This is a genomic window from Mobiluncus sp. (genome assembly GCF_034180645.1).
Lineage (GTDB): Bacteria > Actinomycetota > Actinomycetes > Actinomycetales > Actinomycetaceae > Mobiluncus.
The window spans coordinates 77,167-101,095 of sequence record NZ_JAXFNY010000011.1 but is presented as its reverse complement, the minus strand read 5'-3'; the positions used below and the strand labels follow the sequence as shown (position 1 = coordinate 101,095).

Here is a 23,929-nt window from a genome sequence, read left to right as displayed (position 1 = left end):
TTGATTGTCAACCGGCCCCACGCTGTTGTTACGTCCTGTTAAGCCGTATTATTACGAGTGCTTAATCCAGGTTTCGTTTGTGGGCAAGGTATTGTGCGGCATTTTTTTCACATTTACGATGTTGCATGGAGCAACTACATCATAGGACTCGTAATCAAAGGTGTACCCTCTGGCGCCAAGCTGAACCCACTGTGTACTGTTCGTGTTGTTTTTCCAGGACCAAGTTTGCGTGACAGTAGCAGTATTTGATTTGGCCAGTGACGCGTTAATCGAAGCGTGAACTACTCCCCAGAATGTAGCATCTACACCACCGCTCACGGTACCGGTAACTGTTGTACTGCTTCCGCTTTGATAGCTGTAAGAGGCCCCAGGATCTAACCATGACTTTGGGACAGTCCCTGGCATGAATACGGCATATACGTTACTCACTTTACCGTGATGTCCGATTTCAGGACAAGCTCTAGCTAAATGAGTCGTTGTCGGGATAGAGCTATCTGAATCCTGATTGAATGAGTTCGCCTGGGCGAGTGGTGTAATGGATAATAAAAATGCGGCTAAAAGCCTAAAGAATAACGAAGTAATTTCATGGCTGTATCTCCTGTTGAGAATTGGTAATTACCATATTAAATTTTGTATCATCATTAGCAATGATGATTGCTTGCTCAGGTTTCGGAAAATCTGAGACGGCGAGTTCTACTACGCGAATGCTTTTTGGGGAGTTACACTCTCCTAATTCTATAAGTCTTCTCATTACATTATTTCGCCTTAACCAAATTGATGCAGAACTAGTTGACTCTTGTTTACAGACAAAAATCAGTTGTATCTTTGAATTTGTATCCGAAATTTCCTTTAAATTAATGTGTTTATCTCCGTTAAAAGAACTGCTGTTAAGAATAGTTATTAAATCTGGAGATTCTTTCGCATCGCGGAGAACTTCTTCGAGTGGCATCATGCCATCATTTGTAGCTGCGTGACTTGAATGAACTTTATCGGAATCGGAATCTTCTTGAACTGGGGCTTGATGTGAAGCGCATCCTGATAAAACGAAAATGCAGACAAGGCCGGACACAAAAGCAAAATTTATTACGGAACGGATTTTCATGTTATCATCCTCCCAAATATCACTGTAAGATATATGAAACTCGGAGCGATACGGTTAGTAATTATTTATTTCTGGCGTACGTAAAAATGAACGCGCTGAAAAATATGCTGCGGCAGTGATGAGGGTCAGCGTTGCCATAATCAGACCCACGGTTCCGGTCGCCACAATGCAAAGCGTGGAAAGGATCAGCGCAGGGAGGAGCCACCCTACAGAAAACTCGTGCTTCATGGAGGCTGCTACGAAACCAAACGAAGCCAGCGCCAGGACTATCACGGCCAGCTGAGAGGGAAGGGGCACCGACGGATAGTAAATAGTGGTGTGTTCAGAGGGGTAAAATGTTTTGCCGCTCAGGTACATCTGCCACAGCGCGAACCCGGAGTGAGCCACGACTGCGAGACTGAGAAATATGGCAACAATTCGTTGAATAACCAAATTTGCTTTCGTCATTGAACCACCCTTCAACACACCGCAAGCTTCGTTTATCATATATTACGGTTTGTGTCAAACAAAGGTGGTAGCCGTTTTTCCGGGGGAACAAACCACGCCTGTCATTGGCTTGCAGGGCAGGCGAGCTATTTCCGGGTGCGAATCCACAGGCGGTCGAATTCCCAAGCGGAGAGTTCCGCGGCGACTTCGCCGTCGCGTTCCATGCCGTGGAGCAAATCCCCGGCTTCGCGCAGCAGAGAAAGCGCCCAGCGGATAGTGGTTTCCCGGTCCGACCCGGCGGAATAAACCAGTTGCACCGCGCATTTTCGCAGGTAGCGAGCCCGCAAGAGCGGTTGTTCGCTGTACAAATCCGCGGCGCAGCCATAGAGCCCGGCGGCGCGGATACCTTGCAGGTCGCGCGCCGCCAAGTCCGCGGCGATGACCGTAAATTCTTGCTCCAGTGCCAGGTTTTCGTGGCGCTGCGCCCAAGCCGACACTTCCTCGGCATATTCAATGCCCTTCTTGGCGCGCCCCATTCGCGCCAGCGAACGAGCCAGTATCGCTTTGATGCCGATGCGGCGGGTTTCTCCCAGATTCAGCTGGTCAAATAGTTGGAGGGTTTCGATGCCGTGGACGATGACGTCCTGATCCAGGTGCATTTCGGCGCTGAGCTCAGTACGCGTGGTGCTCAGCAGGGCTTGTTGGAGCAGCAGACCCTCTGATTTAGCCTGCTGGGATAACGTTTTCACTAGCTCCAGCGCCGCGGCGAGGTTTCCGCTGTCCTGATCTAGGCTCAGGCGAAACATGCCAATAGTCATGCGGGCACCTTGCACGTCAGAAAATATCCCCGGGTTGCTCTCCAAATCGTCAAGGAAAAACTGCGCCTGTTCCCGGTGTCCCTGAGCCAGAAAGATTCTCGCTTGCAACAGTGCGGAATCCAGGCGAATTCGAGCGTTGCTGCCGGCCGCTTCATCGTGGAGAATTTGGGCGGCTCGCAAATCCCCCAGTTCCAGCAGACTGGTTGCCAAAACAATCATCGATTCAGACTTTTCCAGCGAATCGGGGACTCTGGTGAGGAACTTAATCAGCTGCGCCGCGGTGTCGGAAGCCTCTGCCGGGGGAATCTGGGGCAAGAGCAGGGCATGGGCTTGCACCAGGGCGTAGGTAGCGCCCTGCAAGTCGTCCAGGTGGTGGCACCACACCGCAACTTGCTTCCAAGTCGAGGCAGCAGCGCCGTTTTCACCGCGAGCCACCAGCATGTCTGCCCAAAGACGCAAAATATTCAGATTTTCTGTCTCGCTGCGATTGGGACTGGGGGCGAAAGGCTCGGCTAGAGGGAAAGACTGCAGAGCATAGGCGAGCAGGCGCAAGCTGACGGAGTGGGACGCCGTGGCATACTGGTTGGCTAAATCCGGCAGTAGCAGTGTGGAATCCATCCGATTAACCATTACGCATCGTCCTCCTGGGGCAGATACGACGGCGGTGCACTTTCGTCAGACGCTACCGATGGCTGAGCACCCTTCTCGACCTCGGACATCCAAGCGCGCAGTTCATTCCACTTGGCGAGTTCCGGGGCGGCGAGGCCGCGTTCTCCTTTCGGGGTGGACATCAACAGGGAGAGGGCTTCATCCATGAGGTCTTTCGCTAAGGACAGTGCGGTACGTGCTTCGATGGAATTAATATTCGGGGCAGTCTCGAGGTGTTTTAGGGTTTCAGCTTCCACTCTCGCGGCGGGGGTGTCTGCCGTGTGGGGAACTGCACAAGGTTCCTCGGGGGGCTTTTCGCGGGGAGGTTTCAGTCCGACGGTGGCCAAAATGGCTGCAGATTCTTTGCGGAGGAAACGGGCTTGCAGCGAAATTTCGCCGCCGGCGAGTTCGGCGCAAAAACCGTAGAGGTTCGCGGCGCGAGCCTGATCCCCGCTGATTCTGGCGGATTTGGCTCCCATTTCATAGAGCAGAATGGCGGTATCAACGTCCCCGTGCTCCCGTGCTCGGGTGCCGGCGATTTCAGCACAGTTGACGGCCTGAATGTGACGCCCCAAACCGGCTAAGCCCTGAACCAAGACGATGTCCAAGGTTCGCACCACCTCATTGTTGATGCCGAGATCGTGGGCTACGTCCAGAGCCCACGAAGCCAAATCAACTACGATTTCCAGTTTGTTCAATTCCACCAGGGAAGAAATCTGTTCCATCGCCGCAACGACCGCCATATAGGGCAGGTCGTAGTCGCGGCACAGGTCGGTCACAATTCTGAGGTGGTTAGCCGCGTCCACGTGACGGCCGATAGCCCGATACCAGGTCCCCAGGAACTCGCGCACCTCGACTTGCAGAGCCAGGGGATCCTCAGAATCGCGCCCTAAGATAAGCTCGCCGAGTTCTAAGGCCTCATCAATCTGCCCGCTGCAAGCCAACAACACGGCGTCAGCCAAGTCCAAACGGGCTTTGAGGGATTCTTTTTCGGGACAGATGACCCGAGCTTGGTCCAGGGTTTCCCGCCCATCGGCGTTGGCGCCGATAAGGGCGAACCCGTGAACCAGATGGGCGAGGGTAGCGGTGGTCAAATCCGGATTTTGCGTCATCGCCGCGGGGTTATCCAACAGCAAATCCACGATGTCTCGCAAATCTTGACGAATTGCCCCTACGAAAGGCGAACCGTGTTCGGTGTCATCATCGAGACGGAAAGACCGGTCTACGTGCAGCTGCGCGAGAGCCGCCGCTTGAGACACAATATCGCCCGCCCCCGCGGCTTGGGTGGCGGCGAACTTAAAGATAGCCCGACACGCGCTGACATCCCCCAAAGCGTCCAAAATGGTCGCCCGCAATCGCAGGAACGAAATAGCGTGGTGGGGCGCCACCGCGCTGAGGGGAGCATTGGGAAAAGTCCGCAGCATTCGGTCAGCCAGACGCCATGCGTAAGAGCCGGTGGCATCTGTGTACGCTTCACACAGCTCATCCAGAGAATCTGGAACGGGAGGAAGGGTGAAACGTTGCATGAAGAAAGTTTATCCCGCCAACAGGGACAAATCGTCCAAAAGCGCGCGAGGTTTGTCCGAAATAGTAGCATCCACGAACTCGTCAGCTCGCACCAGCCAGTTGCGCGCCGCGCCCAAATCGTCCAACTGCCAATAGGCTTGCACCAGGTAACACGCCAAACGCAGCGACTGACGATGATCATCAATTCTTTCACCAATTTCCAGCAGCAGTTCGCCCGTATCGATAACCGCGTTCCACTTCCCGGCCGCGGCTAGGAACGTCACCCGGTTTGCCCCCAGTACCAAGCGTTCCTTATCAACAGAGATTGCGGCCGGCAGCGCCGAAAAATCGACTAATTCCTCGAAAGCCCGCAACTGTTTCTCAACCGCAGCGGCCTGTGAAAAGTCCAGCAATCGAAACTCTGGAACGGGTTGGCGCAACCAGGACGGGTCATCTAGGTCGGGCAGCACCCATTCCGGACTATTTTCGCTCAAGCCCTGTTCAGCGAGTAGATTTTTCACACCAAAACGGGCGCTCAAAAGGTCTTTTACCGAAGCGAAAGAACACAGCGGGGCTTCGTGCAGGCTTTGAATGACCCGCGTGGACATGGTGTTGTTGGCGTTGCGGGAGTCAAAAGCCAGAGCAAGTTTCATGGCGACCGACTCCAGTCGGGCTTGTGCCAGCGCCAGGGTATCTGTCGGATTGAGACTCTCGAAAGGAAGCCAGCGATTCGACCCGTTGATAGTAAAACCGAGGGGTGGCACTTTCGTGCCCGTCCCGATGAACGCCCCCACGGCTCGGGAGAGGAAAGTCGCCGCCGAACGGGTCGCCACCAGCAAATCCCAAGGGTCCTCAGGGTTAGAGAACCACTGCGCGTGGGTTTCCAGCAGCTCCAAACCCTCGGAAATGTTCCAAGTAGCCGCACAAAAACGCAGGTGGGAGGCAATATCACCGAGGTATTGGGACGTTTCGGTCTGGTGGCGGTAAGAGCGTTCATGGGCGCGCCACGCCGCGTCGCCCTCGCCCGCCCAAGACAGCGGCAGCATCAAAAGGGGGTTGACGTCATCAGGTTTAATGCACTGCCAATCTGACTCGGCGCAGCGTTCCAATGCGTCGCGGTACAGGGATAGGGCTTGGGGAAACTCCGAAGCGTTGACCGCCCAGGCGATGCGGGAACGAAAATGGTGGAGGGGACAGTCCGCTTCGTCACGGACCTCGCGAGGCACCTCCTCCAGAGCGGAAATAATATCGAGAGCTTCGCGAGCGGCTTCTCGGTGGCCTCGTCCCAGTTCCACCTGGTGACGGGTAATCCAGCGGGAACGCAAGGAAATACCCGCTTCAGTCGTGAAATATTCCATCCAAAAAGTCAGGTGCTCGAGTAGTTTCGCGCTCACGCCGGGGTGCCGGGCTGCCAGGGTGGGGATTTGCAGCATCTGTTGGGCAATGACCTGGTTTTGAGTATCGTTGGGAACCATCTGACCGTGCGCGACCTGCTGCAACACCCACGACAGAGTGGCTAAGGCGGATTCGGTGTCGCCGGATTCGAGAGCGTCCCACACGAGTTCCAAGCGGACGGTAGTTTCCGTTTCGTCCAGGCCGTGTTTTTGAGCCAAAGTCGCCAGTTCCTCCAAGCGGTGCAGGCGCTCTAAACTCAAGGGTTCACCCAGAGCTGTTTCCAGATCATCGCCAATCTGCTTGGACAGAATCTCTGGATCCACTCCCGGAACGAAACCATCGGACTCGAAAATGCTCATCAGCACCCATTCTTGCATATTCACGAGTTTCCCCGTCCGGTTTCCCGGTGTGTCACGCGCGCCGGGGCAACGCGCGCCGGTATGGTGAGTTTAACCGGGATAGTTTAAGGGGGAGTCTGTTGAGCATAACGTTTTCAGATGATGCTTACTCCTTCGACTCCGCACCGGATGATTCTGCCTCTTACAGTGCTGCGGTGTTAGCCACGCAGTTGATGAATGCGGCTTCGATTCCGCCAGGGCTGCCACGCACGAAAGCGACTTTGGACGTGGTGAGTGCGGCGCGTGACGCCGGCTACGATGACTTGCTGGCCGGGGCTGAAATTGAGCTGATTGGCTGCTATTTGGAAGGGCGTAACCCCGGTAAGGCGCTGGAAGCATTTTCCTCAACGTTGACGCGTTTGCTGCACCGCCCGGAACTGTATGATTCACGCCAGCTGGAGCAGCTCGCCCGGTACTATCCCGAGGTTATTGAAAGCGCCTGCACTCACCCCGACGTTCCCCTGTCACTGTTGAATCATTTACTGGCAGGTTTGCAGGCTTTCCAAGATAGCCTGGGACCCTCGTCAGCGGCTGGAGACTATTTGCGCCATCGGATGCGGGAGGCGTTAGGGAACCCCGCTAGTGACCGGTATTTCTTGGACCGCGCTATCGACCGGATTACCCCGGCGGATCATCCGGCACTGGGACGTGCGGTCGATATTTCTCAAGTAGAACTGGCTTGGGAACGCCACCCTGAACAGGCGCTGCAGGTTTCGTGGCGGATGTTGACTCATGAGCTTCCCGGTCCGCAGAAGGCGCGGCTGCTACGGGTGATGCTGCCCGGACTGGTAGCCACGGATGCCTGGCAGGTCGCCTGGGAAGCGCACTTGGTGGCTTATGAATATGACCGCGAGGAATCCCGGCTTTCCGAGATTAGTGAACACTTCCGATTCCTGGGGGTGGCGGGAATGTGGCCGCGCCTGCTCCTGCTGCTGGAGAGGCACCTGGGTTTAATCCGCCATACTCACGATCCGTGGGATTTGTTGGTTGGGATGCGCGCTATCATCGGGGCTTTGGAGTCTTTGGACTGGGCTGGATACGGGAGGTATTCCTTGAAAGTGTCGCTGGCTCCGACTTCGCGTTTCCACGAGATTCCCGCCTTGGTACACCCGACTGTCGCACAGGCTCGCGATTTGCTGGGCCAGGCAGCCGCCACTCTGGCGGCCCGTTATGACGAACGTAACGGCAATGTCGAGGTGTCTTCGTCTTTGGGGCTGCTGGATTCGCATCCCCTTCCCGACGGTCTGTTGCTGCAAGGAACAGAAGGGGACGCACGGTTCATGGCTCGGCTGCTGCGGGCGCGAGCACTGCTGGAATGCAACCAAGGATTTGACGCTTTGCTGCTGTTGGGAGGGTTGGAACAGACGAATTTCCCCTCCGTGCGGCGCCTGGGCCCCGAGATTCGGATGCTGACATCCTTGGCGCGGATGCAGATGTCGCATGACTCGGCCAGCGCCGCGGAATCATCGGCTGCTGGGTCCCACTCGGAATCCCAATCTGCTTAGCTTTGCCGCAGCATGGTCAAAAGCGGCGTTAGTGCGGCTGTTCGCCCTGGAGTTTGTGGAGGAACTGGCGAGTGCGCTCCTGAGTGGGGTGGTGAATGAGCTGTTCCGCGGGGCCTTCTTCCAATACGGTCCCGCCGTCCATGAAAACGGCACGGTCAGCGACCTGGGCGGCAAACTCCATCTCGTGAGTGACGATAACCATCGTCATGCGTTCGTCAGCCAGAGAGCGGATAATGGCTAGGATTTCACCAGTCAGCTCCGGGTCCAGCGCGGAAGTCGGTTCGTCAAAGTACAGCATTCGCGGTTTCAACGCGAGCGCCCGGGCGATGGCCACGCGCTGCTTTTGACCCCCGCTCAGCTCGGAGGGGTAAGCGTTGCCTTTGTCTGCCAGGTTCATGCGCTCCAGGAGCTGTTGGGCTTCGGTGCGGACTTCAGCGGGATTGCGATGCTGTACTTTGATTGGGGCATCGGTGAGGTTACGCATGACGTTCCAGTGTGGGAACAGGTTGAAATTCTGGAACACCAATCCGTAGTCATGCCGGAACCGTTTTTCATCACCGCTCGAGGTTTTTTCCCCGTTTTTCATGGTGAGAGCGGTTTCTCCGAAGTATTCGATGCTCCCGGAATCCATGTAATCCAGGAAAGTGGCGCAGCGCAGCAAGGTGGACTTCCCCGAACCGGAAGGGCCCAGAATCGCCAGGACCTCGCCCTGCTCGACCTGAACGCAGACACCCTTCAGGACTTCCAAATCGCCGAAGCTCTTGTGCATGTCTTTAATAGATAGTGCGGTGCTCATGATTCCCTGCTTTGCTGGTGACTGTTTCAGATTTGATACTTGCTGACGCGTTTTTCCAACTTGTTCATGGTCACGGCCACCGCCATGTTAAAGACGTAATAGAAAATGCCGGCAGCGACGAAAGGTGCCATGGAAGCGGTGGTGGAGGCGTATTCCCTGGCGATAGAAAACATTTCCAAGAAAGAAATGACCTGGGCCAGGGACGTGTCCTTGACCAGGGTGATGACCTCGTTAGTGATGGAGGGCAGCACCGTGCGAAACATCTGGGGCAACTTGATGGTATAGAAAGTGCGCTGCTGGGAATAGCCTAGGACAAACGCCGCTTCAGTTTGCCCTTGGGGGATAGCCTGGAAACCGCCACGATAAATTTCGGCGAAATAGGCAGCGTAGTTGATTGAAAAGGCAATGATGGCAGCCCAGAAATTGTAAGACGCGCTGATAGGCACTTTGAACAGGTAATAGGGCCCGAAATAAACGACCATGAGCTGCAGCATCAAGGGAGTGCCGCGCATAATCGAGATATAGAACTGAACTATCCAGTTCAGGGGTTTAAAAGGGACCACCCGCCCGGCGTACACCAGTAATCCCAGGGGGAGGGAAATGACCAGCGTCAACGCGAACAGAATCACGGTTCGACCAAAACCCAAGGTCAGTTCAGGAAGGAAAGTCCACTCGTTCATGCTGTATTCTAAAACTGAGGAGTTTTCGGTGCCCGTGACCGCTGTCCCGCGCTAAGAGGGACACCGAAAACTCAACTTTGGCTACGTTTACTTGGTGATGACGGCGTTTTCCAAGCCGTACTTCTGGGCCAGTTCCATGAACTTACCGTCCGCAATCATCTCATCCAGGGTGGTTTGTACCTGGTCGCGCAGGGCTTCGTTGCCGAGTTTGAAGCCCACGCCGTACTGTTCGGTCTGCACCGGCTTTTCCATGATGGTGAACAGTCCCTTCTTTCGCGTCTCCAGCTGGTAGTTGGCGACACCGATGTCCACGGCCACCGCATCGGCCGCCCCGGCTTCCAGACTCATGAACGCGTTGTTGTAGTCGGGAACTTTGTTCAGGGCTTTGAACGAAGCGAGCAAATCCTTGTTGGCTTCGTCCTCCAGAGCTGCCAAACCGGAAGAATCAGCCTGCACAATGACGGTCTTGCCCTCCAGAGCCGCGGCGTCTTTCAGGTTGTCAGCACTGCGGGTTACAAAAACAATGGAGTTATCTACATAAGGTTTTGACCAAGTGTACTTGTCCTCGCGGCCGTTCATGGTGAAACCGTTCCACAAGCAGTCCACCGATCCCGAATCGAGTTGCATATCTTTGGCATCCCAGTCAATAGGTTTCTTTTCCAGGGTCCAGTCGTTGCGTTCCGCTACCTCGGCAGCTAAATCCAAGTCGAAACCGGTGTATTCTCCAGTCGTTTCGTCCTTGTAACCGTAAGGCGGGAAGTTCGCGTCAAAGCCGACCACGAACTTGTCGCCCGCGCTTTTCGCGGTGTTGCCCCCCTCGGTGCCGGCGTTGTTAGATGAATCGCCGCCGCAAGCGGTCAAAGAAAAAGCTACGGCGAGGCCCGCCGCCAAGCTGACAATTTTTTTTAAAACCATTGTCTTTCCTTTAGATAGTGAAAATTGCTTTTGCCTTTCGCAGTCTAACAGCGTGGCCGCCGGGAATTAAACTGCGTCAAAAATCTGAAATTCCAAAACACGCCGAAGCGCATCCCGGTTAATTGCGCAACACTCACTAAATTTCTGGCGTCAAAAAGACGGCATTACTTTAACCCTTAAGTTCAAGGTTAAGGTTGGAAGGGGAAAACCATGATGGAACCAGCACCACTGGCAGTCATCCGCGTCGTAGGCGTCGGGGGCGGCGGTGTCAACGCGGTAAACCGGATGATTGAATCAAATCTGCGCGGGGTCGAGTTCATCGCGATTAACACCGATGCACAAGACCTGCTGATGTCGGATGCTGATGTCAAACTCGAGATTGGCAGGGAGTCCACCCGCGGGTTGGGCGCTGGAGCTGATCCCGAAGTTGGCAAAGCGGCAGCGTCTGCTCACGAGGAAGATATCCGTGAGGCGCTGCGCGATTCCAACATGGTTTTTGTCACCGCTGGTGAGGGTGGCGGCACCGGCACGGGCGCGGCACCGATTGTGGCCGGTATCGCCCGCGAGCTCGGCGCTTTGACCATCGGTGTGGTTACTCGTCCTTTCCAATTTGAGGGACGTCGTCGAGAGCAACAAGCCGATCGAGGTATCGAAGCGCTGCGCGAACAAGTTGATGCCCTCATTGTCATTCCCAACCAACGTCTGTTGGAATCTACGGATGCCAACCTCTCGGTACTGGAAGCCTTCCGTGCCGCTGACCAGGTCCTGCAATCCTCCGTACAGGGCATCACCGAAATCATCACCATCCCCGGCACCATCAATGTCGATTTCGCTGACGTGACCACCACGTTGAAAGATGCCAAGACCGCACTGATGGGCATTGGCACCGCTACTGGCCCGGATCGGGCTCTCAGCTCAGTAGAGATGGCAATCTCTTCGCCGCTGCTAGAAAGCTCCATGGACGGGGCTGACCGTGTGCTCATCTTCTTCCAAGGCGGGACGGACCTGGGGATGCAAGAGATGAACGATGCTGCCCAGATGGTTCGCGAACTGGCCGATCCAGACGCTAACGTCATTATCGGTTACGCCCCGAACGAAGAATTTGCTGATGAGATTAAAGTCACAGTTATCGCCGCGGGCTTTGAAGGCAAGGGTGGATATGCCACCTCCGCGCATGCCGCTCAGAAGTCATCTGCCGCCCGTGCCACAGCAGCGCATCCCGCCCCGGCCGCTCCGAGTGCCAAGCAGCCGGCTTCGCCCCGGACTAACGAACCGAGCCAGCAGACGGCACCGCAGCCGAATGCGGAAGCTCCGGCGACGCCGAAGCCCGCCCCGGCAACTGCTGAACCTGCTTCTGAAAAGGAAGAAATCCTTGACGGAATCGAGGCTCGGCTGGCTCAGCACCGCCACGAACCGGCTGCGATAGTTCCCGAGTTGAAAGCCCCGAAGTTCCCCGCTGGAACCGAGGCGGTGGGCGCCGTGCGGCCCAAGTCAGAGACGCATCAACCGGAAATCAAACTCACCGGCCTGAACGGAATTCCTGACGCAAAGCAGGAGCCTCTAGCCGTTACCTCAGGGATTCGTCCAGTGTCGCCCGATGCGGCGAGCGTACCGGACTATGTCGATTCCTCCCGGGAACAGCGTGCGCCAGCACTGCGCCTGGAACACGTCTTTGACGACATCGCGGCAGACGATGAACTCGACATTCCGGACTTTTTGAAATAATTCCACTGCGCTCCAGGGGCGATACCGGCGCAGCTCGAAACTTTTTCCTCTCTCCCAAAAGAAACCGTTCCCGTCGATGATTACCAGTCATCGACGGGGCGGTTTTCGCAATTTTTCGCTCTGATTAGCGACACTCCGTAAAAATTCCCCAATAAACTACCGGTCTTCGCATAGTCTCATTCCAGTTGTCCAAATCACACCGAAACCTAGGGGAGATATTATGGGTCTGGCGCTGCGTAACGTTTTAGAGAAGGTCGGCTTGCGAGAACCCGACATTGACGATTACGAAGATGAGGAATTCCTCGAAGATGAAGCTCCTTTGGGCGAGCTTCATGAATTTCCCGGTTCCACCGAATCGGAAACTGCTCCGCACACCCACCCGGACGCTCCTGCTGAGGCGCCAATCGGCACTATTGACCGGATTAAGACGGCCAAGCCCACCACGTACTCGGATGCCAAAGAAATAGGGGACTACCTGCGCGACAATGTGCCAGTCATCCTCAACCTGGCTTATCTTTCCGCCAAGGAAGCGCAGCGCATGGTGGACTTTGCTTCCGGCTTGACTTACGGTCTGCGCGGTTCTTTTGAGGAAGTTGGCACCCGAGTGTTCCTGCTTTCCCCGCAGAACCTTAAGACTATCGAGGCTAGTCCGAATCGCTCGGCCTCCCTTTTGCAGACTTTGTGACTGTTAATTTCCTTCCATTCTGAGGTTCCCCCATCGCGTCTAGTGGTGGGGGAGCCTTGGTCTGTTTAGCCGGGCGCTGTCAGGTAGGATTGTCTGCGTGGATATGGTACGACTCATCGGCTTGGTTATTTACTACGTGATAAACGTCTATGTTTTCATCCTGGTTCTGAGGGTAGTTCTGGACTGGGTCCAGATTTTGGCTAGAGATTGGCGCCCCCGGGGAATTATTTTGGTGTTGGCTAACTTGATTTATGCCTTGACAGATCCACCGGTACGCTTTTTTGGGCGTTTGATACCTCCGCTTCGTGTCGGCGGATTGGCGCTTGACATGGGGTTTTTAGTGTTGTTCATCCTCCTGTTCGGACTGCAATGGTTGGTGGTCAGGCTCACTTTTATGGTTTAGATGCCGTTTTTCCATTTTCATCGCTCTGGGCAATTAGCAAATTTCCCCTCTTTCGGAGTAAGTTTTAAACCTCAGTATTCACACAAGTAACAAAAAATGTGTAACAATGTCTTTTGTACAAAACGTGCGAATGCCCAAAAGGTTTTGGAAATCGGGGCGCAAGCCCCCTGATACGGACGAGGTGACGAATATGGCGTTGCTCACCACAGATGACATCGTCAACAAGAAGTTTCAGCCCACGAAATTCCGCGAAGGCTATGACCAGGATGAAGTGGACGATTTCTTGGACGAGGTGGTGAATACCCTCGATACCCTGACCAAAGAGCGTGATGCGCTCCGGGCCGAGCTGGATGAGGCAAACCGCAAGATTGCCGAACTGAGCAGCGGTGTGGCGCCAGTGGCAGAAGCAGCTCCCGAGCCGGTCACTCCGGAACCTACCCCGGTGGTGGAATCTGCTCCGACTACTGCAGAGGCTCCCGAGTCGACTTCTGCGGTCTCCATGCTGGATATGGCGCAACGTCTGCACGACGAATACGTGCAAGACGGCCAAAAGAAGGGCGAAGAAATCATTGCCGATGCTCGCGTCGAAGCCAATCGGATTATTGCCGAGGCAGAGCAAGAGCATTCCCGCGTCCTGGCGCAGTTGGAGCAAGAACGCGGCATGTTGGAGCGCAAGATCGAAGAGCTCAAGACTTTCGAATCCGAGTATCGCGCCAAGATGAGTTCGTTCTTGGAAGGCATTCTTTCGGACTTGGCGAGTTCCGCACCGACCAACTAAGTTGTCGTTCAAATCCATCTTTAGTCATCAGCCGACGGGAGATTCCCACCGTTTCTCCCGCTGGCTGATGGTGCTTTTAATCATGGTGGTGGTAGGCGGCATCGACCAGATGACGAAACGTCTGGCCCAGCGTTTCCTGGTCTCCGGTACTGAGCCGCAGCCCCTGCTGGGCTCATATGTAACTTTGCACCTCACTCACAACCCCGGTGCCGCTTTGTCCATTGGTCAGGGTCAGACCCTGGTCGTGACCATATTTAGCTTGATATTGGTGTTTATATTGACTGTGTTGTCTTTCTCGACACACAGCCGGATGTGGGCTTACACCTTGGCGGTTGTGTCGGGAGGGGGACTGGCGAACCTGGTAGATAGGTTCCAAGGTCCGACGTGGGGTACCGGAGAGGTCGTGGACTTTATCGATTACTTCGGATGGTTCGTCGGCAATGTGGCTGACATTTTCGTAGTTGTTGGGGTAGCGGTAGTCTTCGTTTTGCTGGTTCGCGGCGTACCGCTGTTCGCCACTCCTCAATCCGAACCCAAACCGAGGTGCGCCGAAGCGGGTACAGGTCAGGATGGTCTCGAAAAGGATAAAGATTAGTGAGTCGCTTGTTGCCGGTACCGGAGGGGCTTGCGGGGCTTCGCGCTGACGTGGGATTGTCGCGGCTTTTGGGGCTGTCACGAGCAAAAGCGGGAACTCTGTTGGAATCGGGAGCGGCCACGCAAAACGGCGAGACTCTGAAAAAATCCGATCAACTGACCTCGGGAAGTCTGTTGGAAATCGAAATTCCCGAACCTACCTGCTATGTTCCCGAAGTCACCCGCGTGGAAAACTTGGGGATTTTATATGCCGATGATGATTTGGTGGTGGTGGACAAGCCGGCCGGGGTCGCCGCCCACACCGGCCCCGGTTGGGAGGGACCTACGGTAGTTGGGGCGCTACGTGCTGCCGGGATTCCGGTGTCAACTTCCGGTCCGGTGGAACGCGAAGGTATCGTGCATCGTTTAGACGCGGGAACATCGGGAGCGATGGTGGTCGCGAAATCGGAACTCGCCTACGGCAAACTGAAAAACGAGTTTCGCTACCACCGGGTCGAAAAAATTTATACCGCCCTAGCCACGGGAAGGGTAAAACCCCCAGTAGGAACTATTGATGCCCCCATCGGACGGGCGCCGGGGCGTGAGTTTAAGATGGCGGTGGTGTCCGGTGGCAAGCCCTCGGTGACGCACTACGATGTCACCGAGGAACTATCGGGAGCAACTTTGTTGAAAGTCCAGCTGGAGACGGGACGTACCCACCAGATTCGCGTGCATCTCGCGGCTATCGGGCACCCCTTGGTGGGTGATACAGAATATGGAGCGGATTGGAAAACGGCGGCTCGGCTGGGATTAGGCCGGCAGTGGTTGCACGCGTCACGTTTGGCTTTTAAGCACCCGCGCACCGGCCTTGAGGTCGCGGTCGAGGCGCCCTTACCTGAGGATTTGGCCGCCGCGTTAGCCCAGCTCCGGGGATGAAATGAGTTTTTAAGCCGGGACAAAAAACTCATTAAGTTTGTTAACTATTGAGGTGAAGTGCGATAGGGTAGAGGGAAGCGGTTCAAATTTTGATGACCGCCTGAGAGAAGAGGCACTGTGACTGTCGAGACCGATACCTTGCCTGGGGAAGCCCGGCATTTGAGCAAGAAAGAAAGTTTCGTCAATCGAGCTATGGGGTTCTTGGCCTCGCGCAAAGCGATTCCGCTGCGGCTGTTGCTGCTGTGTTTGTGGCTGGCGGCGCTGGCTTTTGGCGGCATGGCGCAGGGAAAGATCGGCACGGTGTCCCAAAACGACCAGGCCGTGTTTTTGCCGAAAACCGCGGAATCGACCTTGGCGACGAATGCGGCGAAGGAGTTCAACGATTCGGCGTTGATTCCGGCTTTGATTGTCGCCACCACGACCGACGAATCGGAGCTGACCGAGGCGCAAATGACCTGGCTGCGCGATTTGGCGGGGTCGTTGCCCGACGTCCAAATTCCCGGGGACAAAAAGTTTTCGGAGCTGATGGATGGGGACGGCGCCTTCGTGCCGGCGATTCCCAACGAGGCCAACGATTCGGTGTTGATGCCGATGAACCTGGATGCCGATGCCCTTAACGACCTGGACGCGAACGGCAAGAAACGCATGAATTCGGCGGTCAACGCCCTGCGTGACGCGATTACCGAGGCCGACCCGGGGGCGCAGGGGCTTGAAGTGTTGGTGTCCGGTCCGACCGGTTTGGCGGCCGACCTGGGTGGAGCGTTCACCGGTATTGACCTGACGTTGCTGCTGGTGGCGCTGGGCTTGGTGTTTGTCATCCTGGTGGTGGTCTACCGCTCGATCTTGCTGCCGGTGGCCGTGTTGGGTACTGCTATGAGCGCCCTGTGTGCCGCGGTGTTTATCGTCTATCACCTGGCCAAGAACGGGATCTTGAGTCTGAACGGTCAAACCCAAGGCATCCTGGCCATCCTGGTCATCGGTGCCACGACGGACTACTGTTTGCTGCTGATTGCCCGTTACCGCGAGGAAATGATGGTGAAAGCCCACCCGATCGACGCCATGGCGGCGGCCTTGAAGGGCTCTTGGGAGCCGATCGTGGCTTCCGGCGGCACGGTCATGGCCGGTTTGCTGACCTTGATGCTGTCCGATTTGTCGTCTACCGCCTCCCTTGGCCCCATTGCCGCCTTGGGTATTTTCTTCGCGGTGGCCGCGGCTTTGTCGCTGTTGCCGGGTATCCTGATGCTGCCAGGCACGCACGCGAAAATCCTTTTCTGGCCGGCCAAGTTAAAGCACTACGACACCGAGGCCGAGGCCATCGAGAAATCCCACGGCGCCTGGGCCAAAGTGGCAGACTTCGTGGCACGCCACGACCGCCCGGTTTGGATCGGAACCCTGGCAGTCCTGGGTGTGTGTGCCGCTTTCTTCTTTACGTTCAACGCCGAAGGCACCTCGACGACTGACCAGTTCACGAACGCGCCTGAAGCCGTCACCGGTTTCGCTCTAATCAACGAAAAGTTTGACGCCGGCTCAAGTCAGCCCACGACCTTGATCATGAAGGAATCCGTGGCCGAGGCGGTCAAGGCCGACGTGGAAGCCCTGGAAGGCGTGGAATCCACGGAATTTGTGACCGACGAGCCGGCCAGCCCGCAAGGCATGTCCGCTGGCGTGGGCGGCGATACCGCAGCCGCGGATCAGCAAGGCGCGCCGGTGGGTCCGCCCCTGGGCGTGGACACAACCTCGGGTGAAATCCCGCCGGAAATTGCCGCACAGTTGGCCGCGCAGGGTCAAATGCCCGCCACCATGCCAACAGAACCGACCCAGGAACCGGAGCCGAAGACTATTGACGGGCGGGTCATGCTGAACATCACCACGACCATGCCCAACGAAGACAAGGCGGCTGCCGCGGTCGTCGCGTCAATCCGCGACATTGCGCACAAAGCCGACGCGGAATCCCTTGTCGGAGGTCCTGCGGCGCAGACTTTGGACACGCAAACGACCGCGACCAATGACTTCCATAAGATTTTCCCGGCCGTCATGGCGGTTATCGTGGTGCTGTTGATCCTGTTGCTGCGTGCGCTGGTGGCGCCGCTGTTGGTGTTGTTCGTGAACGTCGTCAGCTTCGGCGCGGCCATGGGGATTTCCTCGATTATTTTCTTCAAGATTCTGGGTCACCCTGGTGCGGACGCCTCGATTCCGATTTACGCCTTCGTGTTCCTGGTCGCGCTCGGCGTGGACTACACGATTTTCCTGCTGAGCCGCGCCCGCGAGGAGTCCATCAAGCACGGCACCCGCGAGGGCACGAAACGCGCCGCGGCGCTGACCGGCGGGGTTATCACCTCGGCCGGTATCGTCCTGGCCTCGACCTTCGCCGCGCTGGTGGTCGTCCCGCTGTTGTTTATGTTCCAGCTGGCGGTCATTGTGGCTCTGGGTATTTTGATTGACACGTTTATTGTCCGCTCGCTGACCATCGTCGGTCTGACCCATGACATCGGCCGCCCGATTTGGTTGCCCTGGACCGCCAAGAAAGTCCCCGCCGACACCAAATAAATTTGCTTTCAATAGTCCACTAGGGTCGCGTTGGTTGGATAGGTCACGGTTCCCGTGAGTTTTTTGTCCCGACCTAAAAACTCATTTACAGGTGTCGACCTGGGTCCATGCTTTCGTGAAGTATTCGAACAATCACGATTCCGCCGGGTTCGACCCGGAAGAAGATTGCGTGTTTCCCGGCGGGAATGCTGCGGTAATCAGCCGCAATATCCGGCCGCTCAGGTCCGCGTAGGGGATTGTCGGCAAGGGTTTCAATGGCTCGCTGAATGTCCCGCGTGTATTTCTCAGCTTGCTCAACACCCCAGTTCGCTTGCGTATAGTCCCAAATATCGGATAAGTCCTTTTGCGCTGCTGGCTTCAGGCGGTAAGGCTTCATGATTTCTTCCTGGCGATGAACGCGTCGAAATCAAAGGGTTCGGCAGGGCCGCTGTTTTCGCCATCTTGCAGGGCTTTGCGCAAGGCTGCGTATTCGAGTTCCTGGTTTTCCAAAATGCGCAACCCAGCGCGAATAACCTCACTGGCATTGTGGTAGCGCCCGCTGTTTACCTGGTCAGCAAGGAACGTCGTGAAGTGTTCGTCAAGACTGATTGAAGTATTCGTAGCCATGTTTCTATCTTACCAAAGATTGGTAATTCTTTCCTTTCGATGGGGTCCCTGGGATGCGTTTCCCCGGTTTGCTTCGGTTGATAGGGTGAGTTTTCTGATGTCAACAAAAACCCATTTGGTAAAGATTTGGTAAAGTTTGGGGTGATTTTTTCCAAACACCTGCGGGGGTGGGTGCTCTAATAGTGTTTTACTACCCATTGGTTTTTCTTTACTTTTAGGAGGTTTTTATGGGTAAGCGAAGGTTGTTTGCGGGTCTTGTTTCAATAGGTTCCCTGATTGGGCTTGTTGGTTTGTCTTCCGTTCCGGCTGTGGCAGCGGAGTTGCCGTGGGATCGTCTGTCGGGTCCGACTGGTGTGGAGACATCGATTGCGGTGGCGAATCATGCGTATTCGGGCGATTGGCCGGTAGTGTACGTGGCCAGCAATAAGAATCCGGTGGATGCCCTGCCGGCGGCAACCATCGGGGATGGACCGGTCGTCCTCACTGACGGTAACACCTTGAACCTGGGTGGTAAGAAGCCAGGTAAGGTTGTTCTTCTTGGTGGCACTGGTGCGGTTGCTCAGGGTATTGAGGGTCAGGCCAAGGCGCTGGTTGGTGATGGTAACGTGCAACGCCTTGCGGGTGCGGATCGTAATGCGACAGCCGCAGCGATTGCGGAGCAGTGGGTGAAGGTTAACGGTAACCCGAAGGTTGTGTATGTGACGAAGAACGCCGGGGCAGGTTCCCCGGATGCGGTCGTGGCCTCTGTGTTGCGTGACGGACCGATTTTGACGTTTACGTCTGATGCTTCGGCGGCGGCTTTGAAGGATGTTATCGCGAAGTTGAATCCGGGTCAGGTCATTGCCCTGGGCGTTACGCACATTACAGCCATTGGCGGCACCGGCGTCCTGCCCGACTCCAACGTGAAGGCCGCCGCAGGCGAAGCTGCAGGGTAATCGGGCAAAAGATATGTCCTTTGCAGAAGTCATGGCCTTGCCCCCAGTTGAAATTGAATGGGTGAATGATAATCCTAATATTGCCTATGAATACTGCATATGACCTTTGGGCTACGGACTTAATGTGACTTTGCTTGGACATGCAAGCGTGTACCCTCCGGAACTGCTTTTCCCGAAAGTCCAAGATGGTACTGGTAAGGTTACCGAGGGCATGGATGGTCTGGATTCCACTCAGGCCTATGGTTACCAGTTCTTTAAAGATGCGGAGGACCCGAATATGTATGATGTAGTTCTTTTTGCTAAACAAGGTAAGCAAGTTGAACAGCCCTCCGAGAGTAACTGGGAGGGGACTGCCAATGGCAAGCCTGCACGTCTTTCCCTGTGTGCCCCCGGTTCACCCATGAAGCAATACACAAAACCGTTCCCCGTAGGTAAAAGGCTAACCACTGATTTCGAAGATGTGAGCTGTGCTGCTGACGAACAATCCGTGATTTGCTACCAGAACTATGGAGACCACAAACCCTTTTGGGCTGACTGGGACGAAAACGGTAACTGGTGGTACTGAATAATTGAATAGCTTTCTGGGGCGGTGGGCGCGATGGCATCGCGAAGCGAGTGAGCCATCGTGAAAAGGGCTGAGGCAACGATTAAGCGATGCCCGGTGGGCATCGCGTTGCCGAAGCTCAAAACAGAGCCCGCCGCCCCGGCGGTTTAACCCGAAAATGCACCCTACCCGAAAACGTAACCAAGGGAGGCTATTGAAGGGTAAAAACCCACGTGGGGGAACCGACACGCGACCGACCAAAGGGGAGCCGTCCGGGAAGGCGACCGGGGAGGCTATTGATATAAGATAAACCCATGCCCAATTCCGACTTCGTACACCTGCACGTTCACACCGATTACTCGATTTTGGACGGTGCGGCGAAGATCAAGAAGTTGGTCAACAAGGCGGTAGAAAACCAGCAAAAGGCCGTGGCGATCACCGATCATGGTTACCTGTTCGGGGCTTTTGAGTTTTATCAAGAATGTCATGATGCCGGGATTAAACCCATTATTGGCTTGGAAGCCTATGTCACTCCGGGAACTTCGCGTTTCGACACCACGAAAGTGCAGTGGGGGACTTTAGAACAGCAAAAGGCCGGTGACGACGTGTCCGCTCGGGGTGCCTATACGCATATGACGCTGTTGTCCCAAACTACCGAGGGAATGCACAACCTGTTCCGGCTGGGCTCGTATGCCTCCTTGGACGGACAGATGGGAAAATGGCCGCGGGCTGACCGGGAACTATTGGAACGCTATCACGAGGGGCTGATTGGCACGGCAGGCTGTCCCTCCGGGGAGGTCCAGACCCGGTTGCGGTTGGGGCAGTACCAGGAGGCCCGGCGGGCTGCCGGGGAACTGCAGGACATCTTTGGCAAAGACAATTTTTATGTGGAGCTGATGGATCACGGTCTATCCATCGAAAACCGCGTACGCAAAGACTTGCTGCGCTTAGCGCGGGAAATCAACGCACCTGTCATCGCCACCAATGACTCTCACTACGTCTATAAGGAAGACCGGGAAATTCAAGACGCGATGCTGTGCATCAACTCCGGGGATCGGCTGTCCAACCCGGATCGATTCCGCTTTGACGGCACGGATTATTATCTGCGACCCAGCGAAGAAATGCACGAACTGTTTGCGGAAATCCCCGAGGCTCTGGACAACACTCTGTTGATTGCCGAGCAGTGCAATGTTGAATTCCCAGACGTGAAGGAAGGCACCTTCATGCCGGTTTTCCCGGTTCCAGCTGGAGAAGACGAAGTATCCTGGTTCATTAAGGAAGTCGAACGTGGTTTACAGTATCGGTTCCCGAACGGTATCTCCGAGGAAGTCCGCAAACGTGCCGACTACGAGGTTGAGATTATTATCCAAATGGGGTTCCCCTCCTACTTCCTGATTGTTTCGGACTACATCCAATGGGCGAAGGACAACGGAATTCGGGTCGGACCGGGGCGCGGCTCCGGCGCTGGCTCCATGGTCGCCTACGCCATGCGCATCACGGATTTGGACCCCATCAAGCACGGGCTGTTGTTTGAACGGTTCCTTAATCCGGAGCGGGTGTCCATGCCGGATATCGACGTGGATTTCGACGATCGTCGCCGTCAAGATGTGATTGACTACGTGACCCGCAAATACGGCAAGGACAAAGTGTCCCAGGTCGTGACCTACGGCACGATTAAATCAAAACAAGCACTTAAGGACGCGGCACGCATTTCGGGCGCGGATTTCTCAAAAGGTGAAAAGCTCACCAAGGCGATGCCGCCGGCGGTCATGGGTAAAGACATCCCGCTGTCCGGCATGTACGATTCGCAGCATCCCCGCTACAAAGAGGCAGAAGAATTCCGCAAGGTCGTGGCCGAGGACCCGTTTAATCGCCAAATTTTTGACCTGGCAGCTGGGGTGGAGGGCATGGTGCGCCAGTGGGGGGTACACGCGTGTGCGGTCATTATGTCGCGGGAAACCTTGACCGACGTCATTCCGATGATGAAACGCCCGCAAGACGGAGCCATGATTACCCAGTTCGACTACCCGACTTGTGAGCACCTGGGTCTGCTAAAGATGGACTTCCTGGGGCTAAAGAACCTCACCATTATTTCTGATGCCCTGGACAACATTAAGATTAACGGGAAAACCCCACCCGACCTCGAGCGTTTGGAAGTTGATGACAAAGCGACTTATGAAATGCTGTCCACGGGCGAAACTTTGGGGGTGTTCCAGCTCGATGGCGGGGGGATGCGCACCTTGCTGAAGCAGCTGCGGCCTACCGAGTTCGACGATATTTCCGCTTTGGTGGCACTGTATCGACCCGGACCGATGGGGGCAAATTCCCACACGAACTATGCATTTCGGAAAAACGGGCTGCAAAAGATTGAGCCGATTCATCGTGAGCTGGAAGAACCGCTGAAAGATATCCTCGGCTACACCTACGGTCTGATTATCTATCAGGAACAGGTCATGGCTATCGCCCAAAAGGTCGCCGGGTTCACACTGGGGCAGGCCGATATTTTGCGTAAAGCCATGGGGAAAAAGAAGAAAGACGTCCTGGCTGAACAGTACGTGAAATTCCATGATGGGATGATTACTAACGGCTACTCCGAGGATTGCTGTAAAACCCTGTGGGATATCCTGGTGCCTTTCGCCGACTATGCGTTCAACAAGTCTCACTCGGCCGCTTACGGGCTGATTGCGTACTGGACTGCCTATCTCAAGGCAAACTTCCCGACCGAATATATGGCGGCCGTGCTGACTACCCAGACGGATAAAGACAAGCTGGGGATGTATTTGAACGAGGTGCGTCGCATGGGGATTCGGGTCTTGCCTCCTGACGTGAACCAGTCCTATGGGGCTTTTGCACCTGACGGAAACGACATTCGTTTCGGACTGGCCTCGATTCGCAACGTCGGAGAAAACGTGGTTGCGGAAATCATCAAGGCGCGGCAGGAAAAAGGCGCCTACACGTCCTTTTCCGACTTCCTGAAAAAAGTTCCGGCAGAAGTCTGTAACAAACGCACCATCGGTTCACTCATTAAGGCAGGAGCATTTGACGCTTTCGGGGCTTCGCGCCGCGCGCTCACCGTGATTCATGAACAGGCAGTGGAAGCGGTGGTGTCCACGAAACGTCAAGAGTCTAACGGACAGTTCGACCTGTTTGCCGCCTTAGAGATGGATGGGGTCGAGGCGGAGGATGATTTGCTGGGTTCAGCCAGCATCGATATTCCCGATCTTCCGGAGTGGCCCAAGAACGAACTGCTCGCGTTTGAACGTGAGATGCTGGGAATGTATGTTTCGGACCACCCGCTGTCGGGGATGAAACGGATGTTGGAAGGCCTGGCTGAGGACCATATCGTGGATTTGACCTCGGACGAAGGAAAAGGCAATGATTCTCCGGTCAAAATTGCCGGTCTGGTGACAGCGGTGAACGTAAAAATTTCCAAACGTTCCGGCCAGCAGTGGGCGATTGCGAAAATCGAGGACATGACCGGCTCAGTAGAAGTGCTGTTCTTTGCGAAAACCTACGAAAACATTGCCGCTGATTTGGTTCAAGACAATATCGTGGTGGTCGGTGGACGGCTGCGCCGCGAGGATGAATCAGTTTCGATTTACGCCAGCGACCTGAGCGTGCCGAACTTATCGTTGCATCTGGATCACTTGGACGAAGTTGATTTATTGCTGCCTGCTGAGCGCTGCACAGCGGAGAACATGCGTGCCTTTGGTGCCCTGCTGGAACGTTTCCCCGGCCAGGCTCCCGTGCGTCTGCATATTTTGGAGCAGGGGGAGCTGCAGGTTCTGGACTTGGGTCCCGAACGCCTGGTTAACGCCGGCCCGGATTTCTTAGGCGAGCTGCGCGCCATGCTGGGGTATGACTCGATTATCACTCCGGGAACTGACCCCTTAGAATCCACCGCAGCCGCCGAACTGGCTGAGATTTCCCCGGTTGAGTCTCGTACGGAGCAGACGCTGTCGGATACGACTCTATTCGACGCATCCAGTCTTTAAATCCTAACCATGT

General features: G+C 55.6%; 21 protein-coding genes. 11 read left to right on the top strand and 10 right to left on the bottom strand.

Annotated elements, in window-relative coordinates:
* Nucleotides 1–583: 583 nt before the first annotated feature.
* The 5 genes from SPI05_RS04985 to SPI05_RS04965 all read right to left on the bottom strand — a co-directional run bounded on the left by SPI05_RS04985 (nucleotide 584) and on the right by SPI05_RS04965 (nucleotide 6,272).
* Complete coding sequence (locus tag SPI05_RS04985; protein ID WP_321076677.1) at nucleotides 584–1,102, bottom strand: hypothetical protein; 519 nt, start codon at nucleotides 1,100–1,102, stop codon at nucleotides 584–586.
* 54 nt (nucleotides 1,103–1,156) lie between these two features.
* A complete protein-coding gene (locus SPI05_RS04980; RefSeq protein ID WP_321076675.1) occupies nucleotides 1,157–1,549 on the bottom strand; it encodes a hypothetical protein in 393 nt (130 codons plus the stop codon).
* Between the two features lie 125 nt (nucleotides 1,550–1,674).
* Nucleotides 1,675–2,964 (bottom strand): exopolyphosphatase, encoded by a 1,290-nt coding sequence (locus SPI05_RS04975; RefSeq protein ID WP_321076673.1) that lies wholly within the window; start codon nucleotides 2,962–2,964, stop codon nucleotides 1,675–1,677.
* Between the two features lie 11 nt (nucleotides 2,965–2,975).
* Nucleotides 2,976–4,520 (bottom strand): hypothetical protein, encoded by a 1,545-nt coding sequence (locus tag SPI05_RS04970; protein ID WP_321076671.1) that lies wholly within the window; start codon nucleotides 4,518–4,520, stop codon nucleotides 2,976–2,978.
* A gap of 9 nt (nucleotides 4,521–4,529) precedes the next feature.
* A complete protein-coding gene (locus SPI05_RS04965; RefSeq protein ID WP_321076755.1) occupies nucleotides 4,530–6,272 on the bottom strand; it encodes a hypothetical protein in 1,743 nt (580 codons plus the stop codon).
* 101 nt (nucleotides 6,273–6,373) lie between these two features.
* Between SPI05_RS04965 and SPI05_RS04960 the strand changes: the two genes are divergently transcribed.
* Nucleotides 6,374–7,798 (top strand): hypothetical protein, encoded by a 1,425-nt coding sequence (locus SPI05_RS04960; protein ID WP_321076668.1) that lies wholly within the window; start codon nucleotides 6,374–6,376, stop codon nucleotides 7,796–7,798.
* Between the two features lie 28 nt (nucleotides 7,799–7,826).
* Here the strand turns inward: SPI05_RS04960 and SPI05_RS04955 are convergent, their stop codons facing one another.
* The 3 genes from SPI05_RS04955 to SPI05_RS04945 all read right to left on the bottom strand — a co-directional run bounded on the left by SPI05_RS04955 (nucleotide 7,827) and on the right by SPI05_RS04945 (nucleotide 10,189).
* Nucleotides 7,827–8,594 carry an amino acid ABC transporter ATP-binding protein gene (locus SPI05_RS04955; RefSeq protein WP_296182261.1) on the bottom strand — a complete coding sequence of 256 codons (768 nt, stop codon included), beginning with the start codon at nucleotides 8,592–8,594 and terminating at the stop codon, nucleotides 7,827–7,829.
* 26 nt (nucleotides 8,595–8,620) lie between these two features.
* Nucleotides 8,621–9,274 (bottom strand): amino acid ABC transporter permease, encoded by a 654-nt coding sequence (locus SPI05_RS04950; RefSeq protein ID WP_321076665.1) that lies wholly within the window; start codon nucleotides 9,272–9,274, stop codon nucleotides 8,621–8,623.
* Nucleotides 9,275–9,361: 87 nt separating this feature from the next.
* Nucleotides 9,362–10,189 (bottom strand): transporter substrate-binding domain-containing protein, encoded by an 828-nt coding sequence (locus SPI05_RS04945; protein WP_321076663.1) that lies wholly within the window; start codon nucleotides 10,187–10,189, stop codon nucleotides 9,362–9,364.
* Between the two features lie 213 nt (nucleotides 10,190–10,402).
* Here SPI05_RS04945 and ftsZ point away from each other — a divergent pair, with 213 nt between their 5' ends.
* The 7 genes from ftsZ (at nucleotide 10,403) to SPI05_RS04910 (ending at nucleotide 17,836) form a co-directional block, all read left to right on the top strand.
* Entirely contained in the window at nucleotides 10,403–11,914 is a 1,512-nt protein-coding gene (gene ftsZ, locus SPI05_RS04940) for a cell division protein FtsZ (RefSeq protein ID WP_321076753.1), read from the top strand.
* A gap of 220 nt (nucleotides 11,915–12,134) precedes the next feature.
* Nucleotides 12,135–12,599 carry a cell division protein SepF gene (locus SPI05_RS04935; protein ID WP_282921736.1) on the top strand — a complete coding sequence of 155 codons (465 nt, stop codon included), beginning with the start codon at nucleotides 12,135–12,137 and terminating at the stop codon, nucleotides 12,597–12,599.
* Between the two features lie 103 nt (nucleotides 12,600–12,702).
* On the top strand, nucleotides 12,703–13,002 hold the full coding sequence (locus SPI05_RS04930) for a YggT family protein (protein ID WP_321076751.1): 300 nt from the start codon (nucleotides 12,703–12,705) through the stop codon (nucleotides 13,000–13,002).
* A 130-nt stretch (nucleotides 13,003–13,132) separates the two neighbouring features.
* Nucleotides 13,133–13,780 (top strand): DivIVA domain-containing protein, encoded by a 648-nt coding sequence (locus SPI05_RS04925; protein ID WP_321076750.1) that lies wholly within the window; start codon nucleotides 13,133–13,135, stop codon nucleotides 13,778–13,780.
* Nucleotides 13,781–13,862: 82 nt separating this feature from the next.
* Entirely contained in the window at nucleotides 13,863–14,375 is a 513-nt protein-coding gene (locus SPI05_RS04920; protein WP_321076661.1) for a signal peptidase II, read from the top strand.
* Nucleotides 14,375–15,289 carry an RluA family pseudouridine synthase gene (locus tag SPI05_RS04915; RefSeq protein ID WP_321076659.1) on the top strand — a complete coding sequence of 305 codons (915 nt, stop codon included), beginning with the start codon at nucleotides 14,375–14,377 and terminating at the stop codon, nucleotides 15,287–15,289. Before SPI05_RS04920 ends, SPI05_RS04915 begins: the two co-directional genes overlap by 1 nt.
* Before the next feature lie 117 nt (nucleotides 15,290–15,406).
* The gene (locus SPI05_RS04910) at nucleotides 15,407–17,836 is read left to right on the top strand and encodes an MMPL family transporter (RefSeq protein ID WP_321076657.1); all 2,430 of its coding nucleotides are present in this window, start codon (nucleotides 15,407–15,409) and stop codon (nucleotides 17,834–17,836) included.
* Nucleotides 17,837–17,921: 85 nt separating this feature from the next.
* Here the strand turns inward: SPI05_RS04910 and SPI05_RS04905 are convergent, their stop codons facing one another.
* Complete coding sequence (locus tag SPI05_RS04905) at nucleotides 17,922–18,212, bottom strand: type II toxin-antitoxin system RelE/ParE family toxin (RefSeq protein WP_321076655.1); 291 nt, start codon at nucleotides 18,210–18,212, stop codon at nucleotides 17,922–17,924.
* On the bottom strand, nucleotides 18,209–18,442 hold the full coding sequence (locus tag SPI05_RS04900; protein ID WP_321076654.1) for a type II toxin-antitoxin system ParD family antitoxin: 234 nt from the start codon (nucleotides 18,440–18,442) through the stop codon (nucleotides 18,209–18,211). The genes SPI05_RS04905 and SPI05_RS04900 overlap by 4 nt, the downstream gene beginning before the upstream one ends.
* Nucleotides 18,443–18,669: 227 nt before the next feature.
* Here SPI05_RS04900 and SPI05_RS04895 point away from each other — a divergent pair, with 227 nt between their 5' ends.
* The 3 genes from SPI05_RS04895 to dnaE all read left to right on the top strand — a co-directional run bounded on the left by SPI05_RS04895 (nucleotide 18,670) and on the right by dnaE (nucleotide 23,916).
* Nucleotides 18,670–19,377 (top strand): cell wall-binding repeat-containing protein, encoded by a 708-nt coding sequence (locus tag SPI05_RS04895; protein WP_321076653.1) that lies wholly within the window; start codon nucleotides 18,670–18,672, stop codon nucleotides 19,375–19,377.
* 124 nt (nucleotides 19,378–19,501) lie between these two features.
* Nucleotides 19,502–19,942, top strand: a complete 441-nt coding sequence (locus tag SPI05_RS04890) for a hypothetical protein (protein ID WP_321076651.1) — start codon at nucleotides 19,502–19,504, stop codon at nucleotides 19,940–19,942.
* 293 nt (nucleotides 19,943–20,235) lie between these two features.
* Nucleotides 20,236–23,916, top strand: coding sequence for a DNA polymerase III subunit alpha (dnaE, locus tag SPI05_RS04885; protein ID WP_321076649.1), 3,681 nt, complete (start codon nucleotides 20,236–20,238; stop codon nucleotides 23,914–23,916).
* The last annotated feature ends 13 nt before the right edge of the window (nucleotides 23,917–23,929 follow it).